This window comes from Nocardioides eburneiflavus (genome assembly GCF_004785795.1).
GTDB classification, from domain to species: Bacteria; Actinomycetota; Actinomycetes; order Propionibacteriales; family Nocardioidaceae; genus Nocardioides; species Nocardioides eburneiflavus.
On record NZ_SRRO01000001.1, the window covers coordinates 3,592,823 to 3,616,129 of the forward strand.

Annotated in this window: 13 protein-coding genes; 9 read left to right on the forward strand and 4 right to left on the reverse strand. The window is 71.5% G+C overall.

The window, feature by feature from the left end:
- Positions 1-73: 73 nt before the first annotated feature.
- Positions 74-436, forward strand: coding sequence for a BlaI/MecI/CopY family transcriptional regulator (locus EXE59_RS16850; protein ID WP_135839938.1), 363 nt, complete (start codon positions 74-76; stop codon positions 434-436).
- Positions 437-456: 20 nt separating this feature from the next.
- Positions 457-1,326 carry a M56 family metallopeptidase gene (locus EXE59_RS16855; RefSeq protein ID WP_135839939.1) on the forward strand — a complete coding sequence of 290 codons (870 nt, stop codon included), beginning with the start codon at positions 457-459 and terminating at the stop codon, positions 1,324-1,326.
- 96 nt (positions 1,327-1,422) lie between these two features.
- Here EXE59_RS16855 and EXE59_RS16860 read toward each other — a convergent pair whose 3' ends face one another.
- Positions 1,423-4,671: a M4 family metallopeptidase gene (locus EXE59_RS16860; protein WP_168218562.1), complete on the reverse strand. Its 3,249-nt coding sequence runs from the start codon at positions 4,669-4,671 to the stop codon at positions 1,423-1,425.
- A 219-nt stretch (positions 4,672-4,890) separates the two neighbouring features.
- Here EXE59_RS16860 and EXE59_RS16865 point away from each other — a divergent pair, with 219 nt between their 5' ends.
- The 3 genes from EXE59_RS16865 to EXE59_RS16875 are packed head-to-tail and all read left to right on the forward strand — an operon-like array spanning position 4,891 to position 10,284.
- Positions 4,891-7,533, forward strand: coding sequence for an FtsK/SpoIIIE family DNA translocase (locus EXE59_RS16865; RefSeq protein ID WP_210429047.1), 2,643 nt, complete (start codon positions 4,891-4,893; stop codon positions 7,531-7,533).
- Entirely contained in the window at positions 7,533-9,182 is a 1,650-nt protein-coding gene (locus EXE59_RS16870; protein WP_135839942.1) for a helix-turn-helix domain-containing protein, read from the forward strand. Before EXE59_RS16865 ends, EXE59_RS16870 begins: the two co-directional genes overlap by 1 nt.
- 19 nt (positions 9,183-9,201) lie before the next feature.
- Positions 9,202-10,284, forward strand: coding sequence for a serine hydrolase domain-containing protein (locus EXE59_RS16875; RefSeq protein ID WP_168218563.1), 1,083 nt, complete (start codon positions 9,202-9,204; stop codon positions 10,282-10,284).
- An 87-nt stretch (positions 10,285-10,371) separates the two neighbouring features.
- Here EXE59_RS16875 and EXE59_RS16880 read toward each other — a convergent pair whose 3' ends face one another.
- Both EXE59_RS16880 and EXE59_RS16885 read right to left on the reverse strand, forming a co-directional pair.
- Entirely contained in the window at positions 10,372-11,565 is a 1,194-nt protein-coding gene (locus tag EXE59_RS16880) for an HNH endonuclease signature motif containing protein (protein WP_135839944.1), read from the reverse strand.
- 51 nt (positions 11,566-11,616) lie between these two features.
- Positions 11,617-12,663, reverse strand: a complete 1,047-nt coding sequence (locus EXE59_RS16885; protein ID WP_135839945.1) for an IS30 family transposase — start codon at positions 12,661-12,663, stop codon at positions 11,617-11,619.
- Between the two features lie 452 nt (positions 12,664-13,115).
- On the opposite strand from EXE59_RS16885, the gene rimO reads away from it, so the two are divergent.
- The 4 genes from rimO (at position 13,116) to EXE59_RS16905 (ending at position 21,472) form a co-directional block, all read left to right on the forward strand.
- Positions 13,116-14,579 (forward strand): 30S ribosomal protein S12 methylthiotransferase RimO, encoded by a 1,464-nt coding sequence (gene rimO, locus EXE59_RS16890; RefSeq protein ID WP_210429215.1) that lies wholly within the window; start codon positions 13,116-13,118, stop codon positions 14,577-14,579.
- The gene (gene pgsA, locus EXE59_RS16895; protein WP_135839947.1) at positions 14,576-15,190 is read left to right on the forward strand and encodes a CDP-diacylglycerol--glycerol-3-phosphate 3-phosphatidyltransferase; all 615 of its coding nucleotides are present in this window, start codon (positions 14,576-14,578) and stop codon (positions 15,188-15,190) included. Before rimO ends, pgsA begins: the two co-directional genes overlap by 4 nt.
- 196 nt (positions 15,191-15,386) lie before the next feature.
- Positions 15,387-18,257 (forward strand): bifunctional metallophosphatase/5'-nucleotidase, encoded by a 2,871-nt coding sequence (locus EXE59_RS24210; protein WP_246057078.1) that lies wholly within the window; start codon positions 15,387-15,389, stop codon positions 18,255-18,257.
- Positions 18,258-18,343: 86 nt separating this feature from the next.
- A complete protein-coding gene (locus tag EXE59_RS16905) occupies positions 18,344-21,472 on the forward strand; it encodes an ExeM/NucH family extracellular endonuclease (protein WP_135839948.1) in 3,129 nt (1,042 codons plus the stop codon).
- A 56-nt stretch (positions 21,473-21,528) separates the two neighbouring features.
- On the opposite strand, the gene EXE59_RS16910 is transcribed toward EXE59_RS16905, so the two are convergent.
- Positions 21,529-23,295, reverse strand: a complete 1,767-nt coding sequence (locus EXE59_RS16910) for a glycoside hydrolase family 15 protein (protein ID WP_135839949.1) — start codon at positions 23,293-23,295, stop codon at positions 21,529-21,531.
- Between the last annotated feature and the right edge of the window lie 12 nt (positions 23,296-23,307).

Genomic DNA, 23,307 nt, shown 5'->3' on the forward strand with positions numbered 1-23,307 from the left:
CTATTACGACAGATTGTAGTAGATACTACGTCGTGTCGTAGTTCCGGGCACAGGGACCCTAGACTCCTGTCCCATGAGTCCAAGGTCCCGGATGGGAGAGCTCGAGCAGGCCGTCCTGGATGCCCTGTGGGACGGCGCAGACGCGTCCAGCGGGCGTGAGGTACATGCCCGCCTGGTCGGTCGCGACCTCGCCTACACGACCGTGATGACCGTGCTGGACCGCCTCGTCGCCAAGGACCTCGTGGTGCGCGAGCGCGACGGGCGGGCCTTCCGCTACGCGCCGCGGCTCAGCCGCGCCGCGATGACCGCCGAGCTGATGCGCGAGGCGCTGGAGTCGACCGGTGCCGACCGCGACCAGGCCCTCGTCTCCTTCGTGGGCGAGGCGAGCGCCGAGGACCTCGCGGCCCTGCGCCGCGCCCTCGCCGACCTCACCTGACCGGGCCGGGGACCGCGCGCGTGCCGACCCCCGTCGTGCTGGGAGCGCTGGCCGTGGTGCTCGCCGGGCCGCTGCCGTGGGCCCTGTCGCGCTGGCGGAGCCTGAGGCGTACGCCGTCCGCGGCGATGCTGCTGTGGCAGAGCACGGCACTGGCCGCGGTCCTCGCGGCGCTGGGGGCTGGGCTGTCGCTGGCCACCGACCGCCTGTGGGTGGCGCCCGTCGCCGCGGGTGACGTCGTCGTCGCCGGCCTCGCGGGCCTGGTCACGGTCGTCGTCGCCGCGCGCCTGCTGCTCAGCGGCCACCGCACCGGCATCGCCTTGCGCCGGATGCGCCGCGCGCACCGCGAGCGGGTCGACCTGGTGGCGCGCACGACCGGCGGGGTGTCGGTGCTCGAGCACGACCTCCCGGTGGCCTACTGCGTGCCGGGGATGACGGGCTCGCGGATCGTGGTGTCGCGGTCGACGCTCGCACGGCTGTCCGCCGACGAGCTGGCCGCGGTCCTCGAGCACGAGCGCTCGCACCTGCGGGCACGCCACGACCTGGTCCTGGAGGCCTTCGCCGTGCTGCACCGCGCGTTCCCCCGCGGCGTCGCCAGCGGGTCGGCGCGTCGGGAGGTGGAGGTGCTGGTCGAGGTGCTGGCCGACCGGGCCGCGTGCCGCACCGGCGAGCGACGCGCGCTCCTCTCGGCGCTGCTCACGCTCGCCGGCTCGCCGGCGCCGCACGGGACGCTGGGCTCGTCCGGCTCGCTCGCAGCGCGCGTGGAGGTGCTGCGCGACCGACGTCCCCACCGCGTCCAGGCGGTGCTGGTGCTGCTGCTCGCCGCCGCGGTGCTCGCGCTCCCGACGGCGCTGGTGGTGCTGCCGTGGCTGACGGGTCTCGACGCACGCTGACGGCCCCGGCCCGGCTGCGGCGCCACGGCCGAGAGGCCCCGGCGGATGTCTCCGCCGGGGCCTCCCGGTGCGGTGCTGGTGCTGCTCGGCGTGCGGTCAGGACCGGCGTACGACCCTGAACCTCACCTTGTCCCTGCTCGCCTCGACGGTGTCGGAACCCAGGTAGCGGGCGACGAGCCTGTGCTTGCCCACCGTGAGGTTCTTCGTCACCTTGAGCACGATCCGGCCGTCGTCGAGGCGCTTGGTCCGGACGAGCTTGCCGTCGATGCGGACCTTGACGCGACCGGTCGGGGTCACCCCGTCCGCCGTGACCTTGACGATCACCTTGAAGTCCTGCTTGAAGCGGGGCTTCGCGGGCTTGACCTTGGCCTTGGTCTCCGAGTCCACCGACCCCGGGGTGGGCGGGGTGGTGGGCGGCGTGCCGGCCTGGCAGACCTGCACCTTCACGTTGTCGACGTACCAGCCGTCGACGCCGTTGCAACCGTCACGCCCCATGTCGAAGCGGAACTTGACGCTCGCGCCCGGGGACGCGACCTTGGCCAGGTCGATGACCGTGGTGCCCCACGAGCCGTCGAGCTGGCCGCCGTCGGTGCCGGTCCACGCCGGCTCGCCGCCCATCGGGCCCGCTCCTGCGTCGAGCTCCCCGCCCGGTGCGTTGAAGAGGTAGGCGCCCTCCGGCACGAGGGTGAACGCGCCGCCGTTGACGCTGGCCTTCACGTTGCCCCCGTCCCAGGTCGCCTCGGTGGCGACGTAGTGGTCGAACGACATCCGCGGCGAGATGCTGCCGGTCGGCACGGTGATGCTCGGGGTGATCAACCCGTTGCGGCTCGTGATGTCGCCAGCGCCGCCGGAGCAGGTGCCGATGACCGGGTCCGGACCGTACGCGACGCCGCCGGCACGCTCGGGAGCGTCCGTCGAGGCCTCCCAGGCGATGCCCGTGGCTTGCGGGAAGCCCAGCTCCTCGTCCTGCGTCCAGCCGGTCAGGCCGTCCTCGAAGTCCTCGGAGAACACGGTCGTCGTGGTCGTGCCCGGGCCGCAGCTGAGCGAGGGCGCACCCTGCTCGAGGAGCGGCTCCCAGGCGCACTGCGCGGCCGGGTCGGTCCGCAGCTCGGTCTCGGCGATGACGTCCTCGAGCATCGCGCAGTCGTCGGCGGTCATCCCGCCCTCGACCAGCTCGGGCTCGGTGACGCCGCCGTCGGAACCGTCGGGGTCCTGCGGGTCGCCCAGGGTGACCTGCTCGAAGCTGACGCCCGTGAGGGCGGCGCACGAGGCCTCGAGGCCGTCGGCGAGGTCCGGGAAGTAGGACGTCGGGGTCAGGTAGTTGATCTGGGTGTGCCAGAACAGCCACGCGGCCTTGTCCAGCCCGATGCCGGTGCCCTGCCCGTCCATGCCGTCCACCAGGAGCGCGAACGTGCGGTTGACCACCCCGGAGTTGGAGTGCACGCCGCCGGCGTCGTCCTCGGTGCAGTGGTACTCCTCGTCCGAGACCTTGCCCGGGTCGCCGTAGCAGGTGGGGCTCCACATGTCGCGGATCGCGCCACCGAAGGCCGGGTCGGACTCGCCCGAGAGCCACCGGTAGGACTCGTCGGTCTCGGCCGGGACCGCAGCGATCTCGATCCCCACCGGGGTCGGGTCGGCGGCCTTGAAGCGAGCGCCGTCCTCGAGCGTCACCATCACGCCGTAGATCTCGGCGCTGCCGCTCATGGAGATCGGGGCACGCCCCGAGACGCTGTCGCCGACGACGATGCCCTCGGCGCCTGCCGCTTCGGCGTTGGCGGCCTTGACCGCGAAGGTGCAGGTCCCACGGTCGACGTAGACCCAGCTGCCGTCGATCTCGCCGCCGTTGGTGAAGGGCTGGCAGCCGTTGGTCGGCGAGGTGTCGGGCGTGCCGTCCGGCGCCGTGCCGGTGGCCGGGTCGTCACCGACGACGACCGACGCGGTGACGGGCGTCTGGCCGAAGACCGGACCGAAGGACGCAGGAGCGGCGGTGCAGTCACCGGCGGCGCCCGCCGGCGAGGTGATCTCCATCGTGATGCCGGAGCGGGTGTAGTCCGAGCACAGTCCCGGTGTGCGGTAGACCGTGTCCGCGGGCGTCTCGCCACCCTCGTTCTGGCGGTCGTTGAGCATGTCGACGGTCTCGCCCCAGATGTCGGAGTACGCCTCGTTCATCGCGCCGGCCTGCCACTGGTAGATGAGGCCGGAGGTCGACTCGGTGTAGGCGTGGCCCCACTCGTGGGCGACGGTGTCGTCACCGGTGACGCCGTTGCAGTAGTTGGTCGAGTAGCCGTTCCAGTTGGCGTTCGGGCAGCTGATGCGCGGGTCGTTGTTGACCACACGCATCTTCCCGCCGTTGCCGTCCCACGAGTTGTAGCCGAACGTGTTGCGGAACATCCAGTAGGACTCGCTGGTGCCGAGCACCTCGTTCTGCTGGTCCTCGTTGAGGGTGCCCGGGAAGGCGTCGCCCTCGGTGTAGACCGGCTCGTCGAGCCCACCCACGAAGTCGTCGTCGGGGTCGTCGGGCGTGCCGTTGTCGTCGACGTACGCCTCGTAGAGCTCGCGGTCGAGCGCGTGGGCCATCATCGACCAGCGGTTCAGCGCCTTGCCGGTGTCGGCGTCGAGGATCAGCGTCTCGCGCACCGAGGACTTGTTCCAGACCTCCACGGCCCACGCCAGGCGAGCCTCGCCGTCGATGCCGCGCGGGCTGCCGGTGCGGTAGATGGTGAGCTCGGCGTCGCGGACGGTGAGGCCGTTGCGGTAGCCGGCAGGGCCACCGTCCTCGTGGCCGGAGGGCTTCGCCTTCACGGCCGTGAGCGCCCGGTCGGCCGCCTGTGACTTCGAGAGGCCCGGGGTGACGTCGAGGGAGAGGTCCGGGGCGACGAAGCCGTTCACCGAGGTCAGGTCGCCCTGGCGGTCGACGTGGGCCTTGAGCTCGCCGGCGAAGACCGGGACGCCCTTGTAGGACTGGGAGAAGGTGATCGACCAGCCCGCCCGGTCGGCGTGCACCTCGCTGCGCCGCAGCTCGTCGGCGCGCGCGCCGAACGCGGCACCGTGCTGCGACACGTAGGCGCCGGCCTTCTGGATCGCGCCCTGGCGGCCGTCGGCCGCGACACCGGGCAGGAGGTCGCCCTTGGCGCCCTCGGCCCGGACGAAGCCGACCTCGCCGGTCGCCGGGTGCGCGCGTACTGCCACCGCTCCCGAGGCGGCGTCGCGGATCTTGGCGATCGCCGAGCGATCTGCGTTGGGTGCGGGTGCCGCGGAGGCTCCGAGCACCGGTGGGGCCGCCAGTCCGGCGGCGATGAGAGCGAGGCCCAGGGTGATGCCCTGCCCCCGATTGACATGCTTCACGAAATTACCTCTCGCTCCGCACTCAGGTCCGTCCCGAGTGGACTGGGTCACCTTAAGGACGGATTCCGTGTCGAAGGAAGGCTCTCCGGACAACTTGTCGCGCGCGACCCGAACCCGCGCGAGGTTTTGTGCCCGTTGGGGTGAGGTGGGCACCGGCGGGCCACGACACGCACTCGTGTGGTCCCTGTGACTGGTGTGACGTGGCCGTAGGGTCGGACCATGGCGACCCGTACGTCTTCCCCGCCGGGTTCGCGGAGCTCGAGCACGTCTGGAACCAAGCGCACCACCAAGGGTTCGAGCACCCGATCACGGAGTACCAGCACCAAGCGTCCGGCCCCGCGCTCCTCAGCGAAGGGCAGGGGCCGGTCCAGCGCTGCCTCGCGCCGCCCCGCTCCGCGTGCGGTGCGCAACGGCCCCGGCCCGGTCTCGCGCACCTTCGGTGCGCTCGGCCGCGCGCTGGCAGCGGTCTGGCTCGGCATCGCCCACGCGGTCGGGGCGGTCGCCCGCTCGATCGGGCAGTCGGCCCGCGACCTCGACCCCGAGCACCGCCGCGACGGTGTCGGCCTGTTCCTCTTCGGCCTCGCGATGGTCGCCGCCGCCGCCGTGTGGTGGCAGCTGCCGGGCGGGGTGATGGACTTCGCGCGGTCGCTCACGTCGGGCGCCGTCGGCAAGGTCGGCTGGTTCGTCCCGCTGTTCCTGGTCTACGCCGGGTGGCGCACCCTGCGCGACCCCGAGCGCAACGGCCCCGCCGGCCGCCAGGTGATCGGCTGGAGCGCCTTCACGCTCGGACTGCTCGGCATCGTCCACATCGCCAACGGCAACCCCCAGCCCGTGCTCGGCGACGCCACCAACCTCCAGGAGGCCGGGGGAGCGGTCGGCTACGTCACCTCGAGCCTGCTGCTCGACCTGATGCAGACCCCGTACGTCGTGGTGCCGCTGCTGGCCCTGCTGGCGATCTTCGGCGTCCTCATCATCACCGCGACCCCCGTCTACCAGATCCCGGCGAGGCTGGCCGCGCTGCGCGACAAGGCGCTGGGCCGTACGCCCGCCGAGGACGCGGCGCCCGACGACGAGCCGACGAAGCCTGTGCGCACGCGCCGCCGCTCGATGCTCGACGACGAGGTCGACCCGGAGATGGGCGACCCGGCCTACGACAGCCCGGTCCTCTCCGACCGCGAGCTCCGCAAGCGCCGCAAGAAGGGCGCGGAGCCGCAGGAGGACTACGGCATCGACCTGTTCGCCGACCCGGTCGACGAGTCCGCCGACGCGCCCACCGCCGTCACCCCGGCCGTGGCCGCCGCGGTCCCGGGCGGCAAGGACGACACCGGTCCGGTCGAGCCGCCGCCGCACACGCCGCTGCCGGCCCGCGTCGAGCAGCTCGCGCTGTCCGGCGACATCGCCTACTCCCTGCCCGACAACTCCGCGCTCAAGCCGGGCTCGCCCCACAAGGCCCGCTCCAAGGCCAGCGACGCGGTCGTCGAGCGGCTGATGCAGGTGATGGAGGAGTTCGGCATCGACGCCACGGTCACCGGCTACACCCGCGGCCCGACGGTCACCCGCTACGAGGTCGAGCTCGGCCCCGCGGTCAAGGTGGAGAAGGTCACCGCGCTGTCGAAGAACATCGCCTACGCCGTCGCGTCCGCCGACGTCCGCATCCTCAGCCCGATCCCCGGCAAGTCGGCGATCGGCATCGAGATCCCCAACACCGACAAGGAGATCGTCTCCCTCGGCGACGTGCTCCGGTCCACCACGGCCCGCTCGGACCACCACCCGATGGTGGCCGGCCTCGGCAAGGACGTCGAGGGCGGTTTCGTCGTCGCCAACATGGCGAAGATGCCGCACCTGCTGGTCGCCGGTGCGACCGGCTCCGGCAAGTCGAGCTTCATCAACTCGCTGATCACCTCGATCCTCATGCGCTCCACGCCCGACGAGGTGCGGATGATCATGGTCGACCCCAAGCGGGTCGAGCTGAACGCCTACGAGGGCGTGCCGCACCTCATCACCCCGATCATCACCAACCCCAAGAAGGCCGCCGAGGCGCTGGCGTGGGTCGTGCGCGAGATGGACATGCGCTACGACGACCTCGCCAACTTCGGCTTCCGCCACATCGACGACTTCAACAAGGCCGTACGAGCCGGGAAGGTCGAGGTCCCTGCGGGCAGCGAGCGCACGCTGACGCCGTACCCCTACCTCCTCGTCATCGTCGACGAGCTCGCCGACCTGATGATGGTCGCCCCGCGCGACGTCGAGGACTCGGTCGTCCGCATCACCCAGCTGGCCCGGGCGGCCGGCATCCACCTGGTGCTCGCCACGCAGCGCCCCTCGGTCGACGTCGTCACCGGCCTCATCAAGGCCAACGTGCCGTCGCGCCTCGCGTTCGCGACGAGCTCGCTCGGCGACAGCCGCGTCATCCTCGACCAGCCAGGCGCCGAGAAGCTGGTCGGCCAGGGTGACGGCCTCTTCCTGCCGATGGGCGCGTCCAAGCCCGTGCGCGTGCAGGGGTCGTGGGTCACCGAGGCCGAGATCCACCAGGTCGTCAAGCACTGCAAGGACCAGCTCGAGCCGACCTACGTCGAGGACGTGACGGCTCCGAAGGAGTCCAAGCGCGAGCTCGACGACGACATCGGTGACGACATGGAGCTGGTGGTGCAGGCCATCGAGCTCATCGTCTCCACGCAGTTCGGCTCGACGTCGATGCTGCAGCGCAAGCTGCGCGTCGGCTTCGCCAAGGCCGGACGCCTGATGGACATCCTCGAGAGCCGCGGGGTCGTGGGACCCAGCGAGGGCTCGAAGGCGCGTGACGTCCTGGTCAAGCCGGACGAGCTGGACTCCGTGATCGCCACGTTGGAGGGGGGAGCCTGATGAGTACGGTCCTGAACGAGAACGAGGTCTTCGACGACGACTCCACGGGCCCGGTGCCCGCGGTCGTCCCGGACCACGTGGAGGTACGCCGCCACGCCGGTGTCGCGGCCGGGGTCGGGCTGACCGCCTCCGCCGTCGCCATCGCCTACCTGGGCCGCGCCACGCAGTCCGGGTCCGCCCTCGACTGGGCGTTCGTCGCGGTGATGGGGCTGCTCGGGGCGTACTGGCTCGTCGGTCTCGTCGACGCGCGCACCCCTCTGCTCGTCGCGGACGCCCAGGGCATCCGGATCCGCCTCGGCCGCACGTGGCGCGGGCTGCCGTGGACGGCGGTGCACCACGTCGAGCACATGCCGCGCCAGGGCCTGCTGCGCGACGGCCGCCTCGTCGTCGTGCCGCACAACCTCGAGCTGATCGAGGCGGAGCTCACCGGTGCCGGCAAGCGCCACACGAGCCTCTCGCGGCTCCTGCACGGCGCGCCGCTCGCGGTCCCGCTGGGCCTGTCGACGCGGGTCGTCGGCGCCGACGGTGACCTGACCGACGCGCTGGGCCGGGTTGCCCGCGACGCGAGCCAGATCGTCGTGCTCGAGCCCGAGCCCGGGTCGGCCGAGGACCGCTCCGGGGACGCGCTCGAGGAGGTCGACGCGGAGGGGGCCGACACCGAGCAGGCCGTCGCCGACAAGGCCGCGGCACCCCTGGTCGCGAGCCCCACCCCGGTCGCGCTGCGCGAGCCGGGTGCGGGCCGGCGCTCCGAGGTCCGCCGCGACGTCGTCGAGGACACCTCGGACGAGCCGGCGGGCCGTGAGCTGCACCGGCCCGGCCGGGTCAGCCTCGTCGAGGAGACCCAGTCCTGGGGCGACCGCGTACGTGCCATCGCCCGCCCCGGTGAGGCGGTCGAGCCGCTCGTGCTCGACGACTTCGAGGTCGAGCCCGCCGAGGACCCGGTCATCGGGCCGGAGCTCGCCGCAGCCCGTACGCGCCTGGGGCTCACGGTCGACCAGCTGGCCGACCGCACGCGGATCCGTCCCCACGTCATCGAGGCCGTCGAGGTCGACGACTTCGAGCCCTGCGGCGGCGACTTCTACGCCCGCGGACACCTGCGCACGCTCGCGCGGGTGCTCGGCATCGACGTCGCGCCGCTCCTGGCGACGTACGACGAGCGCTACGCGCACGCCCCGATCAACCCGCGCCGGGTCTTCGAGGCCGAGCTCGCCACCGGCGTCAACGGCTCCATCCGCAGCACGCGCGGCGGCCCGAACTGGTCGGTGCTCGTGGCCGTGGTCATGGCGCTCGTCCTCGCCTGGTCGATCGCCCGGCTGGTCATGGACACCCCGCCCGAGCTGCGCGGCGCCACGCCCGTGCTCAACGGCTCGGGTGGTCCGCAGGGCGCCGGCACCGCGCCGCTCGCCGACGCGGTCCCGGTCGTGGTCACCGCCGCGACCGGCGGTGCCAAGGTCGTCGTGCGCGACGGCGCGGGCGAGGTCGTCTTCAAGGGCAGCCTCGCCGTGGGCCAGACCCGCGAGCTCGACGCGTCGCCGCCCGTCCGCGTGCATTCCACTGACGGCGCCGTGACGGTGTCGATCGCCGGGGGAGCGGCACGGCCGGTCGGCGAGCCCGGTGTCGCGGGCCAGGGGACCTTCGTCGCCGACTGACGCGAGACCCACCAGCGTCGTGACCGCGTCCGCGGATCCCGCCTCGGTGCTCGACGCGCTCGTCGCGTCGGGCCGCGACCCGGGCTGTGCGGTCGCGGTGGTGCGCGACGGGTCGGTGGACGTGGACCACACGGCAGGCACCACTGACGGTCGTCGGGAGTGGACGTCGGACACCTTGGTGATGACCTACTCGGTCGCGAAGCCGTTCGCGGCGCTGGCGGTGCTCGACGTCGTGGCCGAGGGCGCGCTCGGGCTGGACGACGCGGTCACGACGGTGTGGCCGGAGTACGGCGTCGCGGGCAAGTCCGGCACGACCCTCCGGCACTTGCTCTCTCACCAGGCTGGCCTCCCGACGTTCGGCCCGGAGGCCGCCGGCGTGGCGTACGACGACCGCGAGACGCTCGTGGCGCTGCTCGCGCGGTCCGCTCCCGTGCACCGACCCGGTGCCGGCGTGGCCGAGCACGCCCTGACGTACGGCCACCTGCTGGACGAGGTGGTCCGCCGCGCGACGGGTGAGGACCTGGCCGCCCGGTTCGCTCGCATCTGCGCCGCCGCGGGCTGGGACCTCCACCTCCGGCTGGAGGTGGCCGACCTCGGCCGGGTCGCGACGGTGACAGAGCTGTCGCCGGGCTGGCGGCTGGACTACGAGCGCGACCCGCGGTGGGGGCCCGCCCTGGGGCGGCCGCCAGGGATGCTCGATCCCGCGGTGGTCAACTCCGCCCGCTTCCGGCGGGCGTCCTTCCCGGCGATCGCACTGCACGCGTCGGCCATCGCGCTCGCGCACTTCTACGACGACGTACGCCGGCCCGACGGGTGGGTGGCGCACCGGCTCGGTCACGAGACCTGGAGCGCCTGCCTCGAACCTGCCGCTACCGGGCACGACCTGGTGCTCGACCGCGAGGTGGTGTGGACGCTCGGCTTCCAGCGCGACGAGGAGGACGGGCGACTCGAGATCGGCATGGGTGGCGCGGGTGGGTGCTCGGCCTGGACCGAGCCGAACGCCCGCTACGGCGCGGCCTTCGTCAGCCGCGGCCTGGGCGGGCACGACCGGGGCGAGGACGTGTGGAGGAGCATCAGGAGCGCGTACGCGCCGAGGCCCTGAACACGGCCGGTGTCGGCGGCCCGCCGCGCGGAGCGGCACGCAGGTCCTGCGCGCATCCATGCCGGTTTGGACGCGCCAGTGGCCCTGTCAGCGGGTGGCTGGCGGGGTGTGGGGCGGGGTCATGGTCGGCGGGGTCGTGGGACCTGCTGCCGACCGCTGGCCGAGGACGCGCGCTGGCGCCGGTGTTGGTCGAGGAGGGCGGCGGGTGTGGCTCGCTGGTCGAGGAGGGCGTGCTGGCGCCGTCACGAGACCCGGTGGCTGTGGCCGGTCGAGCTGGTCTGGCTCGAGCTCGGTGGTGCCGGTGTGGTCGCGGCGGTAGCGCTGCCCATGGGGGCTGGTCCACTCGAACACGCCCGGCTCGGTCATGGTGTAGTGCCAGGCGGAGTGGGTCTTGAGGCGGTGGTGGAACCGGCACAACGCGGCCAGGTTGCTCGTCGCCGTCGGCCCCGGCTGGGCTCTGCCCTCGGCGTGGGCGTCGTGGTCGAACGCGATGATGTGGTCGATGTCGCAGCGCCTGGCGGGGCGGGTGCACCAGCCGAACACGCAGGTCCGGTCCCGCAGCACGATCTGCTCGCGGATGCGGGCGGGGATCTCGTAGCCCTGGGCGGTGAGCTCGGCGTTGAGGTCGATGACCGGCTTCACGCTCACCTCGGTGTGGGTGTCGGCGCACCACGACCGGATCTGGTCGAGCAGCACGAGGCGCTGGTGGTTCTCCATGCGTCCGGTGGGTCCGAAGACGGTGGTGTCGCCGGAGAGCGAGGCGTCGAAGTGGGCGTGGATGATCACCTGCCGCGCTGCCGGCAGGGACGGCTGGTCGTCGGCCACGGCGTCGGCGTCGGCGTCGGTGTCTGTGTCTGTGTCGGTGTCGGTGGTGGCGGTGCGAGCGGCATCGTCTCGGCCCGTGACGTCGTGTCCTGCGAGGTCGGGTCCTCCGAGGTCGAGTCGTGCGAGGTCGAGAGCGGTCTGGGTGCGGGCGAGGTCGCCGAGGGCCTTCGCCCGCCGCGCGTCGATCGGCAGCTCGGATCCCAAGGCCTTCTGGACCTCAGCACCGTGGGCGACGGCGCGGTCGAGGTCGAGGGCATCGGCGAGGTCGACCTCGGCCTCGATCCGCATGGTGCCGGCGTAGTGCACGTCCTCGGTGTTCACGGTGACGTGGCGGGGGTCGACGGCGAGGTAGCCGTCCTCGGGATCGTCGGTGGGGTCGGCGGTGGCGAGGTCGTAGCGCTTGATCGCCTCGGCGACGAGCCGGTCGAGCTGCGCGGGCCCGATGCGCCCGGCCACGGCCGCGACCTGCGCGTCGATGAACCCGGCCGCCTCACGCGTCCCGCGAATTCAAACGGCTGATGCAACGAGCCTCTGATTGAGCGCCTGGCCCGGAGTCTGCCACTCGAGTGTCTTGCGGGGGCGGGTGTTCAGCTTCAGGGCCACCCGGTCGCACTCGGCCATGGTGAGGTGACGCAGGTCGGCGCCCTTGGGCCAGTACTGGCGCAGCAGGCCGTTGGTGTTCTCGTTGGTGCCCCGCTGCCATGGCGACTGGGGGTCGCAGAAGTAGATCGGGATCCCAGACTCGATGCTGAACTTGGCGTGCTGAGCCATCTCGGATCCACGGTCCCAGGTGATCGACTTCCGCAGCTCCAACGGCAGGGTCGCGATCATCTCGTTCAACGTCCACCGGGCCTGGTCGGCGCGGTGTTGGCCTGGCAGCGGCGCGAGGAGCACGAACCTCGAGGACCGCTCGACCAGCGTGAGTACCGCCCCCTTGCCGACACCACCGAGCAGCAGATCGCCCTCCCAATGTCCGGGCACGGCCCGATCGTCCGCCTCAGCGGGTCGCTGTGAGATCCGGATGTCATCGGTGATCCCCAGCGTGACCCGCTTCGCGCCGCCGGTCTGGGCCTTGCGGCGCTGCCGGCGGGTGCGCAGGTGCGCGGTCAACTCACGCTTGAGCTCGCCCTTGGTCTGGACGAACAGCGACTGGTAGATCGTCTCGTGCGACACCCGCATCCTCAGATCGCGTGGGAACAACACCGGCAGCATCGCCGCGATCTGCTCAGGCGACCAGTCGTCGCGTAGCAGCCCCCACACCTTCTCCCGCAACGGCGCGTGGTCCAGGCGCCGCGCCTTGGGCCGGCGCGCCTTCCTCGCTGCCTCACGCTGGGACCACTTCGCGGAGTACTTCACCCGATACCCAGCACCACGCCCCCGCGCGGTGCGAGCACGTGGCGACCTGGTCCCGAACGACCCCGCACGCCGCAACTCCCTCGAGATCGTCGAGGGATGCTTGCCCACCAACGCCGCAATCGTGGCCTGTGGCAGGCCCGCCATGTACGCCCGCTCTATCACCAACCGCTGATCCGCGGTCAACCTCACTCCCGGCACGCGCCGCAACCTCTCACTCCACGATCGAGTTGCAACAACCGGTTGAGTTCGCGTGCCTGTGGACGGTTGCTGGCCGACCTCATTCGGGGACGGGTTTCGACACGGTCGCTGCGCGACCTGCTCAACCAGCGGGCCGGCTGCGCGACCTGCTCAACCATCGGCCCGGCTGCGCGACCTGCTCAACCATCGGCCCGGCTGCGCGACCTGCTCAACCAGCGGTCCGGCTGCGCGACCTGCTCAACCAGCGGTCCGGCTGCGCGACCTGCTCAACCAGCGGCCCTGCTGGGCGTTGTGTTTCGAGGCTCGCTACGCGGCCCACCCGGGCTGCGAGGACGCCGGTGAGGCGCCTCACCGCGTTGCCGGTGCGGGTCCACGCGGCCCGAACCGGCATACTCACGCATGCGATGACAACGACTGAGACCGAGACCCCCACCGTCGAGGCGGCCGCTCCGCTGCAGGTCGCGGTGGTCACCCTCGGGTGCGCCCGCAACGAGGTCGACTCCGAGGAGCTCGCCGGTCGGCTCGAGGCGGGCGGCTTCGTCCTCGTCGACGACGCGGAGGACGCCGACACGGTCGTGGTCAACACCTGCGGGTTCGTCGAGGCCGCCAAGAAGGACTCGGTGGACACCCTGCTCGAGGCCGCGGACCTCAAGGCCTCGGCCGGCCACGGCGGCAGGGCTCAGGCTGTCGTCGCGGTCGGCTGCCTGGCCGAGCGCTACGGCAAGGACCTCGCCGAGTCGCTGCCGGAGGCCGACGCGGTGCTCGGCTTCGACGACTACCCCGACATCGCGTCCAAGCTCCGTGCCATCGTCGGCGGTGAGACCCACCACCCGCACACGCCGTCCGACCGGCGTCGCCTGCTCCCGATCTCGCCGGTCGAGCGCGACGCCTCCACGGTCTCCGTCCCCGGCCACGACGTACGCGCGGACGCCAGCGAGATCGGTGAGGGTGCGCCCGCGACAGGTCCTCGGGCCGTACGCCGCCGGCTCGACGCCGGCCCCATGGCGCCGCTCAAGCTGGCCAGCGGCTGCGACCGGCGCTGCTCCTTCTGCGCGATCCCGAGCTTCCGCGGGTCCTTCGTCAGCCGTCGGCCGAGCGACGTGCTCCAGGAAGGGCAGTGGCTGGCCACTCAGGGCGTCAAGGAGCTGTTCCTCGTCAGCGAGAACTCCACCTCCTACGGCAAGGACCTCGGCGACCTGCGCCTCCTCGAGACGCTGCTGCCCGAGCTGGCCGGCATCGACGGCATCGAGCGCGTACGGGTGTCCTACCTCCAGCCCGCCGAGACCCGCCCCGGCCTGATCGAGGCCATCGCCTCGACGCCCGGTGTCGTGCCCTACTTCGACCTGTCCTTCCAGCACGCCAGCGGCCCGGTGCTGCGCCGGATGCGCCGCTTCGGCGACCCGGAGAGCTTCCTCGGGCTCCTCGAGCAGATCCGGTCGCTCGCCCCGCTGGCCGGCGTACGCTCCAACGTCATCGTCGGCTTCCCCGGCGAGACCGAGGACGACCTGCAGACCCTCTGCGACTTCCTCGAGGCCGCGCGGATGGACGTCACCGGCGTGTTCGGCTACTCCGACGAGGACGGCACGGAGGCCGCGGGCTTCGCCGACGACCTCAAGCTGGACGAGGACGAGATCCGCGCGCGCACCGAGCACGTGACCACGCTCGTCGAGGAGCTCAACGCCCAGCGGGCGGAGGAGCGCATCGGCGAGCGGGTCGTCGTGCTGGTGGAGTCGGTCGACGACGAGGAGGGCGAGCTCGTGGTCGAGGGTCGCGCGGCCCACCAGGGCCCGGAGGTCGACGGCACGACGCTCCTGACCGGTACGACGGGCGCGCGGGTCGGCGACCTGCTCGCCGCCACCGTCACCGGGACGGACGGGGTCGACCTGGTTGCACGAGTGGACGGAGACCGAGCATGACGACCGAGCAGCGGGTGTCGAACTTCAACATCGCCAACGTGCTCACCGTGCTGCGCATCGCCATGGTGCCGCTCTTCGGCTGGGCCCTCCTGCACGACGGCGGCGACTCGGCGACCTGGCGGTGGATCGCGTTCGCGATCTTCGCCGTCGCGATGATCACCGACAAGATCGACGGCGACCTGGCTCGCAAGCACAACCTGATCACGGACTTCGGCAAGATCGCCGACCCGATCGCCGACAAGGCGATCACCGGCATGGCCTTCATCGGCCTGTCGGTCGTCGGGGACATCTGGTGGTGGGTGACGATCGTCGTGCTGGTGCGCGAGTGGAGCGTGACGCTGCTACGGCTGTCGATCCTCAAGGACGTCGTCATCGCGGCCGCGCAGAGCGGGAAGATCAAGACCGTGCTCCAGGCGCTCGCCCTGGCCGGCCTGACCTGGCCGCTCCCGCACGGCGACGCACACGGCGGTGCGTTCGACTTCTGGCCCGGCCCGCTCGGCGAGGTGCTCTTCTACGTCAGCCAGCTCATGCTCGCCGCGGCCGTGGCGATGACGATGTGGTCGGGCTGGGAGTTCTTCCGCGACGTACGCACGCAGCGCCGGAAGTCCTGACGCGGCAAGGGCAAATCCTGCTCAAGATCCGGTTCACTTTTCAGCCGCGAACCGTTCGGGAAATGCATCCCCAAGTGGGGTTCTGGGGCGGGAAGTCAGGGTTACAGTGACCCGGCTCACCCACCCTTCGAAAGGTCTTCCTGTGTCAGCATCCCGACCCGGGCGCCGGTTCTCCCTGGCAGCCGTCGTGACAGGAATGCTTGCTGCGCCGCTTGCCGTGGTGACCACGGCCGCGCCCGCACAAGCCGCTCCCGTCGACATCCAGATCCTGGCGACCAACGACTTCCACGGTCGCCTCCTGCCCAACACATCCTTCGGTGCCCAGGAAGCGGGCGCTGCGCAGTTCGCGGGTGCGGTCAAGCAGCTCGAGTCGGACTACCCCGGCTCGACGGTCTTCACCGCCGCAGGCGACCTCATCGGAGCATCCACGTTCGAGTCATTCATCCAGCGCGACAAGCCGACGATCGACTCGCTCAACATCGCCGGCCTCGACGTCTCGGCCGCGGGCAACCACGAGTTCGACGCGGGCTACGACGACCTCGTCGACCGTGTGATGGCTCCCTACGACGCGACCACCAACCCCGAGGGTGGAGCCGAGTGGCAGTACATCGCCGCCAACGTACGCGACGCTGCGGCGCCGACCGAGTACGCACTGCCCGACGTCACCGCGAACACCCCCGACCCCGCTGACGTCTCCGACGGCGGCACGTGGATGACCACGATGAACGGCGTCAACGTGGGTTTCGTGGGCGCTGTCACCGAGGACCTGCCGTCCCTGGTCAGCCCGGCAGGCATCGCCGAGATCGACGTGACCGACATCGTCGACGAGGTCAACGCCGGCGCCGACGCGCTCAAGGCGGACGGTGCCGACATCGTCGTCATGCTCGTCCACGAGGGTGCGACGTCGACCAACATCGCCGCGCTGGACGACGGCTCCGCCTTCGCCCAGATCGTCAACGGCGTCGACGGCGACGTCAGCGCGATCGTCTCGGGCCACACCCACCTGGCCTACAACCACTTCTTCGAGGGCCGTCCGGTCGTCTCTGCAGGTCAGTACGGGACGAACCTCAACAAGCTGGTCTTCAGCGTCGACCCGGTCGCCGACACCGTCGCGCTCGTGAGCCAGGAGGTCGTCCAGGCCAACACCGTCACGATCGAGGACACCGACGCGATCGCGGCTCGTGACGCTGCCGCGGACGTCGTCCAGGACGCGGTGGACGTCGCGGACGAGCTCGGCGCCCAGGAGCTCGGCGAGATCGCCGGTCCGTTCACGCGGGCGCGGCTCTCCAACGGAAACGAGAACCGTGGTGGCGAGTCCACCCTCGGAAACATGGTCGCCGAGGTGCAGCGCTGGGCCACCGGTCCGGAGTCGTCCGGGACGGCCCAGATCGCCTTCATGAACCCGGGTGGCCTGCGCGAGGACATGCTGGGCAACGCCGAGGACGGCTATCCCGCCCCCCTCACCTACAAGCAGGCGGCTGTCGTTCAGCCGTTCGCCAACACGCTGGTGACGATGGACATGACGGGTGCGCAGCTCAAGACGCTGCTCGAGCAGCAGTGGCAGCGTGACGGGAACGGCAACGTCCCGTCGCGCCCGTTCCTGCGCCTCGGCACGTCCGAGGGCTTCTTCTCGACCTACGACGCGACCCGGCCCGAGGGCGACCGCATCACCGGGATGTGGCTGGATGGCACGGCGATCGAGCCGGGCACCACCTACTCGGTGACGGCCAACTCCTTCCTGGCTGCCGGGGGCGACAACTTCCGCGCGTTCAACCTGGCCACCAACAAGCGGGACTCGGGCCGCGTGGACCTTCAGGCCATGGTCGACTACATGGCGGCGAACTCGCCCGTCGAGGGCGACCCGACCCAGCACTTCGTGGGTCTGAGCTTCCCGCCGGAGGCGCCGTCGGTCTACCACCCGGGCGAGCACGTCCGCTTCGACGTGAGCTCGTGGTCGTTCACCGCTCCCGGTGACCCGCGTGACGAGACCGTCGCGGTCCTGATGGACGGCGAGGAGATCGACACCCTCCCGGTGGACAACTCGCTGGGCACCACGACCAACGACCAGTACGGCAAGATCGTCGGCGACGTCGTGATCCCGGTGGGTACCCCTCCCGGCACGCACACGCTGGAGATCGTCGGCACCACGACCGGGACCTCGCTCGAGCTCCCCGACGTGGAGACGGACCGTGCCCCGATCAAGTCGGACGCGAGCGTGCAGGTCGTCGCCACCCCGGCGACGATCCCCGCGCAGACCGGCACCACTGTCCTCGACGTCACCGTCGCCACCTCGGGCCAGAAGGCCACCGGCCTGGTCGCGGCGATGCTCGACGGCAAGGTCGTGGGCGGCGCCGAGCTCGTCGACGGCAAGGCCTCCCTGCCCGTCGGCCCGTTCGACACGGCCGGCGACAAGCTGATCGAGGTCCGCTACTACGGCGACGAGGGCACCAAGGCGGCGACCGGCCAGGTCACCGTCACGGTGACGCCCGCGCCGGTCGTCGTGAAGGCGACCCCGACGCTCACGGCGACGGTCTCGCCCGACCGCGTGAAGGTCAACAAGGAGGGCGCGACCGTTTCCCTCACGGTCAGCAAGGCCTCCGGCATCCCCACCGGCGCGGTCATCGCGACCGTCGGCGGCAAGGTCGTCGGTGCCGGCGAGCTGGCCGCGGGCAAGGCCGACATCGCCCTCCAGCCGTTCGAGGAGGTCGGCACGCAGGCGGTCGTCCTGGAGTACTTCGGCGACGACAGCACGAAGGCCGGGTCGACCACGGTCCAGGTCGAGGTGACCAAGGCGCGCCCGAAGCTGAAGGTGCGCGGCCCCAAGCGGGTCGAGCGCGGCGACAAGGGCGTCTTCACCGTCGTCGCAGACGCGGCTGGCCACACGCCCTCCGGCAAGGTCACGGTGAAGGTCGCGGGCAAGAAGGTCACCAAGAAGCTGAAGCAGGGTCAGGCGACGTTCCGCATCGCCATGACCGAGCTCGGCAGGAACAAGGTGGTCGTGAAGTACCGCGGTGACGAGCTCACGACCTCGAAGAAGAAGGTCCTTCGCGTCACCGTGACGCGCTGAGCCACTCACCACACCGAACGGGAAGGGGCCCGGCCACTCGTCGGGCCCCTTTCCGCCCCCTCGCACACACTCCTCAGGAGCAGTCCATGCACTCTTCCGCGTTCGTACGACGCGCGGCCGGCGGCCTCGGCCTCGGCCTCCTCACGGCAAGCCTGGTAGGCCTGCCGAGCACCGCCCACGCCAACCCCGACGGTGACGACCTGGTCATCAGCGAGGTCTACGGCGCTGGCGGCAACGGCACCGGAGCCAGCCGGAACGCCGACTTCATCGAGCTCTACAACCCCACCGACGCCCCGATCAGCGTGAGCGGCATGTCCGTCCAGTACCGGAGCACGAGTGGCACCTCGGTCGGTGTCTCGAACATCACCGCCCTCAGCGGCTCGGTGCCGGCCAACGGACACTTCCTGGTGGGCGCCGCCCCCGGCGCTGACACGGCGCGGCCCGGTCTCCCGACCCCCGACGTCGCGGGGAACATCGCGATGGGCGGCGCGTCCGGACAGGTCCTCCTCGTCGACGGGACTGCCCCCAGCACGGTTGGCACCGGCGACCTCGCCGGCAACCCGGACCTGGTCGACATGGTCGGCTACGGCTCGGCAGGCTCGTACGAGACCGCCCCCACCGGGGTCACGCTCGCCAACACGACGTCTGCCCAGCGCTCGGCCACCGGCGCGGACACCGACCACAACGCCAACGACTTCTCCGAGGCCGTGCCCACGCCCACCAACGCCGCGGGCCAGACCGAGCCTCCTGTCGCTCCTCCGCCGGCAGACCCGGTCGAGGTGAGCATCGCCGAGATCCAGGGCACCGGCACGGTCAGCCCCCTCGAGGGCGACCCGGTGATCACGGAGGGCGTCGTCACCGCCGCCTACAGCACCGGTGGCTACAACGGCTTCTACATCCAGACGGGTGGTGAGGACACCACGCTGGGGGCCTCTGACGGCATCTTCGTCTACGAGCCCGGGTTCCCGGCCACGATCGAGGTGGGTGACTCGGTCGAGGTCGAGGGAGAGGTCGTCGAGTTCGGCTCGGGGTCGAACACCCTGACCGAGATCGACGCGACCGAGATCACCGAGCTGACGACGGCCCTTCCGACCGTCGTTCCCAACACCGAGCTGCCCGGCACCGACTGCGCGCTGCCCGGCACGGACTGCCCGAGTGCAGCCGAGCTGGACGTCCTTCGCGAGGAGTTCGAGGGGGAGGCCTTCCTGCCCACCGCTCCGATGACTGTCACCGACGCGTACGACTTCGGTGTCACGTCGTCGAGCTTCTTCGGTGAGATCGGCATCGCAGCCGGGTCCGACATCCCGCTCGTGACGCCCACCGAGGTGGTCGACGCCCAGGACACCGCCGGCATCGCCGCTCGGACGGCCTACAACGAGGCGCACCGCGTCGTGCTCGACGACGGCTCCTCGGCCACCTACTGGAACACCAGCAACACCGCCGGCGCCCAGGACCAGCCGGTCCCGTGGCTCACCGCGGACCACACGGTGCGCGTCGGTGCGGCCGTCACCTTCGACGAGCCCGTCATCCTCGACTACCGCTTCGGGTGGAAGCTCCAGCCGCAGCGCCAGGTCGTCGGCGAGCCCACCGGGCTCGTGACCTTCGAGCAGGACCGCCCCGCAGCACCGGCCCCGGTCGGCGGCGACCTCAAGCTCGCGACCTTCAACGTCCTGAACTACTTCACCACGTTCGGCAGCGACGTGCCCGGGTGCACGGCGTTCGTCGACCGGGACGACAACCCGATCGCCACCCGCAGCTGCACCGCCTCCAATGGCCCGCGCGGCGCGTGGAACCAGGTCAGCTTCGAGCGTCAGCAGACGAAGATCGTGAACGCGATCAACGCCATGGACGCCGACATCGTCACGCTCCAGGAGCTCGAGAACTCGCTGAGCGTCGACGGGACCGACCGAGACGAGGCCGGCAAGGCGCTGGTCGCCGCGCTCAACGCCGACGCCGGCACGGTGCGCTGGTCCTTCGTCCCGTCGCCTGCGGAGGTCCCGGCCAGCGAGGACGTCATCCGCAACGGGTTCATCTACGACCCGTCCTCTGTCTCGCTCGTCGGCGACAGCCAGATCTACGACGTCCCGGCGTTCGACAACGCCCGTGACCCGTTCGCCCAGGTCTTCAAGCCCAAGGGCGGCACGGTCGACCAGGCCTTCGCCGTGATCGTCAACCACTTCAAGTCCAAGGGCTCCGGCTTCGACGATGGCACCGGCCAGGGCAACGCCAACCCCGACCGCATAGCGCAGGCGACGGCGCTGACCGAGTTCGCCAGCGACTTCGCGGCCTCGCGTGGCACCGACAAGGTGTTCCTGGCCGGCGACTTCAACGCCTACTCGATGGAGGACCCGGTCCAGGTCATCACCGGTGCCGGCTACACGGCGCTGGAGTCGACCGACGACCCGGACGAGGAGACCTACAGCTTCGCCGGCACGTCCGGGTCGCTCGACCACGTGTTCGCCAACGCCGCGGCGAAGGCGATGGTCACCGGCGTGGACGTGTGGGAGATCAACGCCAACGAGTCGGTCTACTACCAGTACAGCCGCTACAACTACGTCGGGACCGACCTCTACAGCCCCGACGTGTTCGCGAGCTCGGACCACAACCCCGAGCTGGTGGGGATCAAGGTCCCGACGACGCCGGAGCCGACCCCGTACGCCGTCGAGGCGAAGGTGACCCCGCAGGTCGTCGTGGTGGACCGCACCGAGGCGACCGTCAACGCGAAGGTCACGCGCGGCTCCACGGCACCCGCAGCGGGCGCCATCGAGGTCCGTGAGGGGGGCGTCCTCCTCGCGTCCGGGCCCGTGAACGGTGGGGCCGCCAACGTCAAGCTGCCGGCCTTCACGACCACCGGGGACCACACCCTGACCGTGCGGTACGTCGACGGGACCTCGGTCCTCGCCGAGCAGACGGTCGTCGTCACGGTCCTCCGTGCCGCGTCCGACATCCGGGTCCTGCGGGCCAAGGCCGTGCAGGGCAAGAAGGGCGTGCTGAAGGTCGCGGTGCGCGACTCCGACCTCGGCGCAGCCGACGGTCGGGTCCGGATCAAGGCGGCCGGCAAGTGGCGCAACGTGCGACTCGAGGACGGGCGGGCGAAGGTGAAGCTGCCCGCGTTCGCCAAGCCGGGCACCAAGCGGATCGTCGTCGCGTACGCCGGCTCGTCCAGCGTGGAGGGCGACCGGCAGGTCGTGAAGCTGCGCGTGAAGCGCCGCTGACCCTCGCGAGCACCGGCGGCCCGGTTCCCCTTCAGGGGGCCGGGCCGTCGTCCTGCTCAGCGCAGGGCGAGGGCCGCCTGCACCAAGGCCAGGTGGCTGAAGGCCTGAGGGAAGTTGCCGGCCATCCGCCCGTGCACCGCGTCGTACTCCTCCGACAGCAGGCCGACGTCGTTGGCCAGACCGCACAGCCGGTCCATCAGGGCCGTCGCCTCATCGCGGCGCCCGGCCGCCGCGAGTGCCGACACCAGCCAGAACGAGCACGCCAGGAACGGGTGCTCGTCGCCGGAGAGTCCGTCGACCCCGGTCTCCGTGCGATAGCGCAGCAGGAGACCGTCGGAGTCGAGGTCGGCCAGGACGGCCTCGATCGTGCCGAGCACGCGCGGGTCGTCGCCGGGCAGGAACCCGACGAGCGGAATCGTGAGCAGCGAGGCGTCGACCGCCGTCGTGTCGTAGTGCTGCGTGAAGGTCCCGCGCTCCTCGTCGAAGCCCTTGTCGAGGATCTCCTCGCGCACCCGGTCGCGCAGGTCGCGCCAGCGCTCGACCGGTCCGTCGAGGCCGTGCTGCTCGACGGCGGCGACCGCCCGGTCGAACGCGACCCACACCATCACCCGGGAGTGGGTGAAGTGCCGCTGGGGCCCGCGGATCTCCCACAGGCCGTTGTCGGGCTCGTCCCAGCGGTCGGCGAGCTCGTCGACGAGCGCGCGCTGCAGCGCCCACGAGTTGTGCGTCTCGTCCAGCCCCGCGGCCCGGGCCAGGTCGAGGGCGATCATCACCTCGCCGAGCACGTCGTTCTGCCGCTGCGACACCGCGCCGTTGCCGATGCGCACGGGCCGGCTGCCGGCGTACCCGGGCAGGTGCGGCACCTCCCGCTCGGGCAGCTGGCGACCGCCGTCCACGGTGTACATGATCTGCAGGTCCGCAGGGTCCCCGGCGACCGCCCGCAGCAGCCACCCGCGCCACTCCAGCGCCTCCTCGGCGTAGCCGGCGCCGAGCAAGGACTCGAGGGTGAGCGCGGCGTCTCGCAGCCAGCAGAAGCGGTAGTCCCAGTTCCGCTCGCCGCCGAAGTCCTCCGGCAGCGACGTCGTGGGCGCAGCGACGATGCCGCCGGTCTCGGCGTGCGTCATCAGCAGCAGGGTGAGCAGGCTGCGCCGCACCAGGTCCGCGTGGGGCACGTCCTCGGGCGCGCGCTCGGACCAGGCACGCTGCCGGTCGGTCGTCGCGTCGATGCGCCCGTCGAAGCACAGCGGCACGGGCACGTCGCGCCACGAGCGGACCCATGTCATCGAGAACGTCGCCTCCTCGCCGGCCGCCAGGTCGAACTCCTCGGTGTGGTGGCCGTGTCGGCCGTGCGGCAGGTGCGGACCCCGGAGCACGAACTTGTCCGGCCCCGCGACCGCGACGACCACCTCGTCGCCGTCCGCGTGCTCGCGGCTCACCCAGGGGCGCACCCGCCCGTAGTCGGTGCGCACCACCCAGTCGTGCCGGATGCGCACGGTCCCGCGGGTGCAGGTGAGGCGGCGCACGACGTCCGCGCGGCCGTCGCCGGTCGGCATCACGTCGAGCAGCACCACCTCGCCGTCGGCGGTGGTGAAGGTCGTCTCGAGCAACGCGGTGCCGTCGACGTACCTGCGTCGCGTCGCCACCACCTCATCGGCCGGGGCGAGGAGCCACCGCCCGTGCTCCTCGGTGCCGAGCAGGGCGGCGAAGCAGGCGGGGGAGTCGAAGCGGGGCAGGCACAACCAGTCGATCGACCCGTCCCTCCCGACCAGGGCTGCCGTGCCGCGGTCGCCGATCAGCGCGTAGTCCTCGATGGGGAGTGCCATGCGGCTAGTGTC

Excerpts from the sequence above, each read along its gene's own strand:
- EXE59_RS16850 (WP_135839938.1), top strand. The coding sequence starts at position 74 with ATGAGTCCAAGGTCCCGGATGGGAGAGCTCGAGCAGGCCGTCCTGGAT.
- EXE59_RS16865 (WP_210429047.1), top strand. The coding sequence starts at position 4,891 with ATGGCGACCCGTACGTCTTCCCCGCCGGGTTCGCGGAGCTCGAGCACG.
- EXE59_RS16870 (WP_135839942.1), top strand. The coding sequence starts at position 7,533 with ATGAGTACGGTCCTGAACGAGAACGAGGTCTTCGACGACGACTCCACG.
- pgsA (WP_135839947.1), top strand. The coding sequence starts at position 14,576 with ATGACGACCGAGCAGCGGGTGTCGAACTTCAACATCGCCAACGTGCTC.
- EXE59_RS24210 (WP_246057078.1), top strand. The coding sequence starts at position 15,387 with ATGCTTGCTGCGCCGCTTGCCGTGGTGACCACGGCCGCGCCCGCACAA.
- EXE59_RS16905 (WP_135839948.1), top strand. The coding sequence starts at position 18,344 with ATGCACTCTTCCGCGTTCGTACGACGCGCGGCCGGCGGCCTCGGCCTC.
- EXE59_RS16910 (WP_135839949.1), bottom strand. The coding sequence starts at position 23,295 with ATGGCACTCCCCATCGAGGACTACGCGCTGATCGGCGACCGCGGCACG.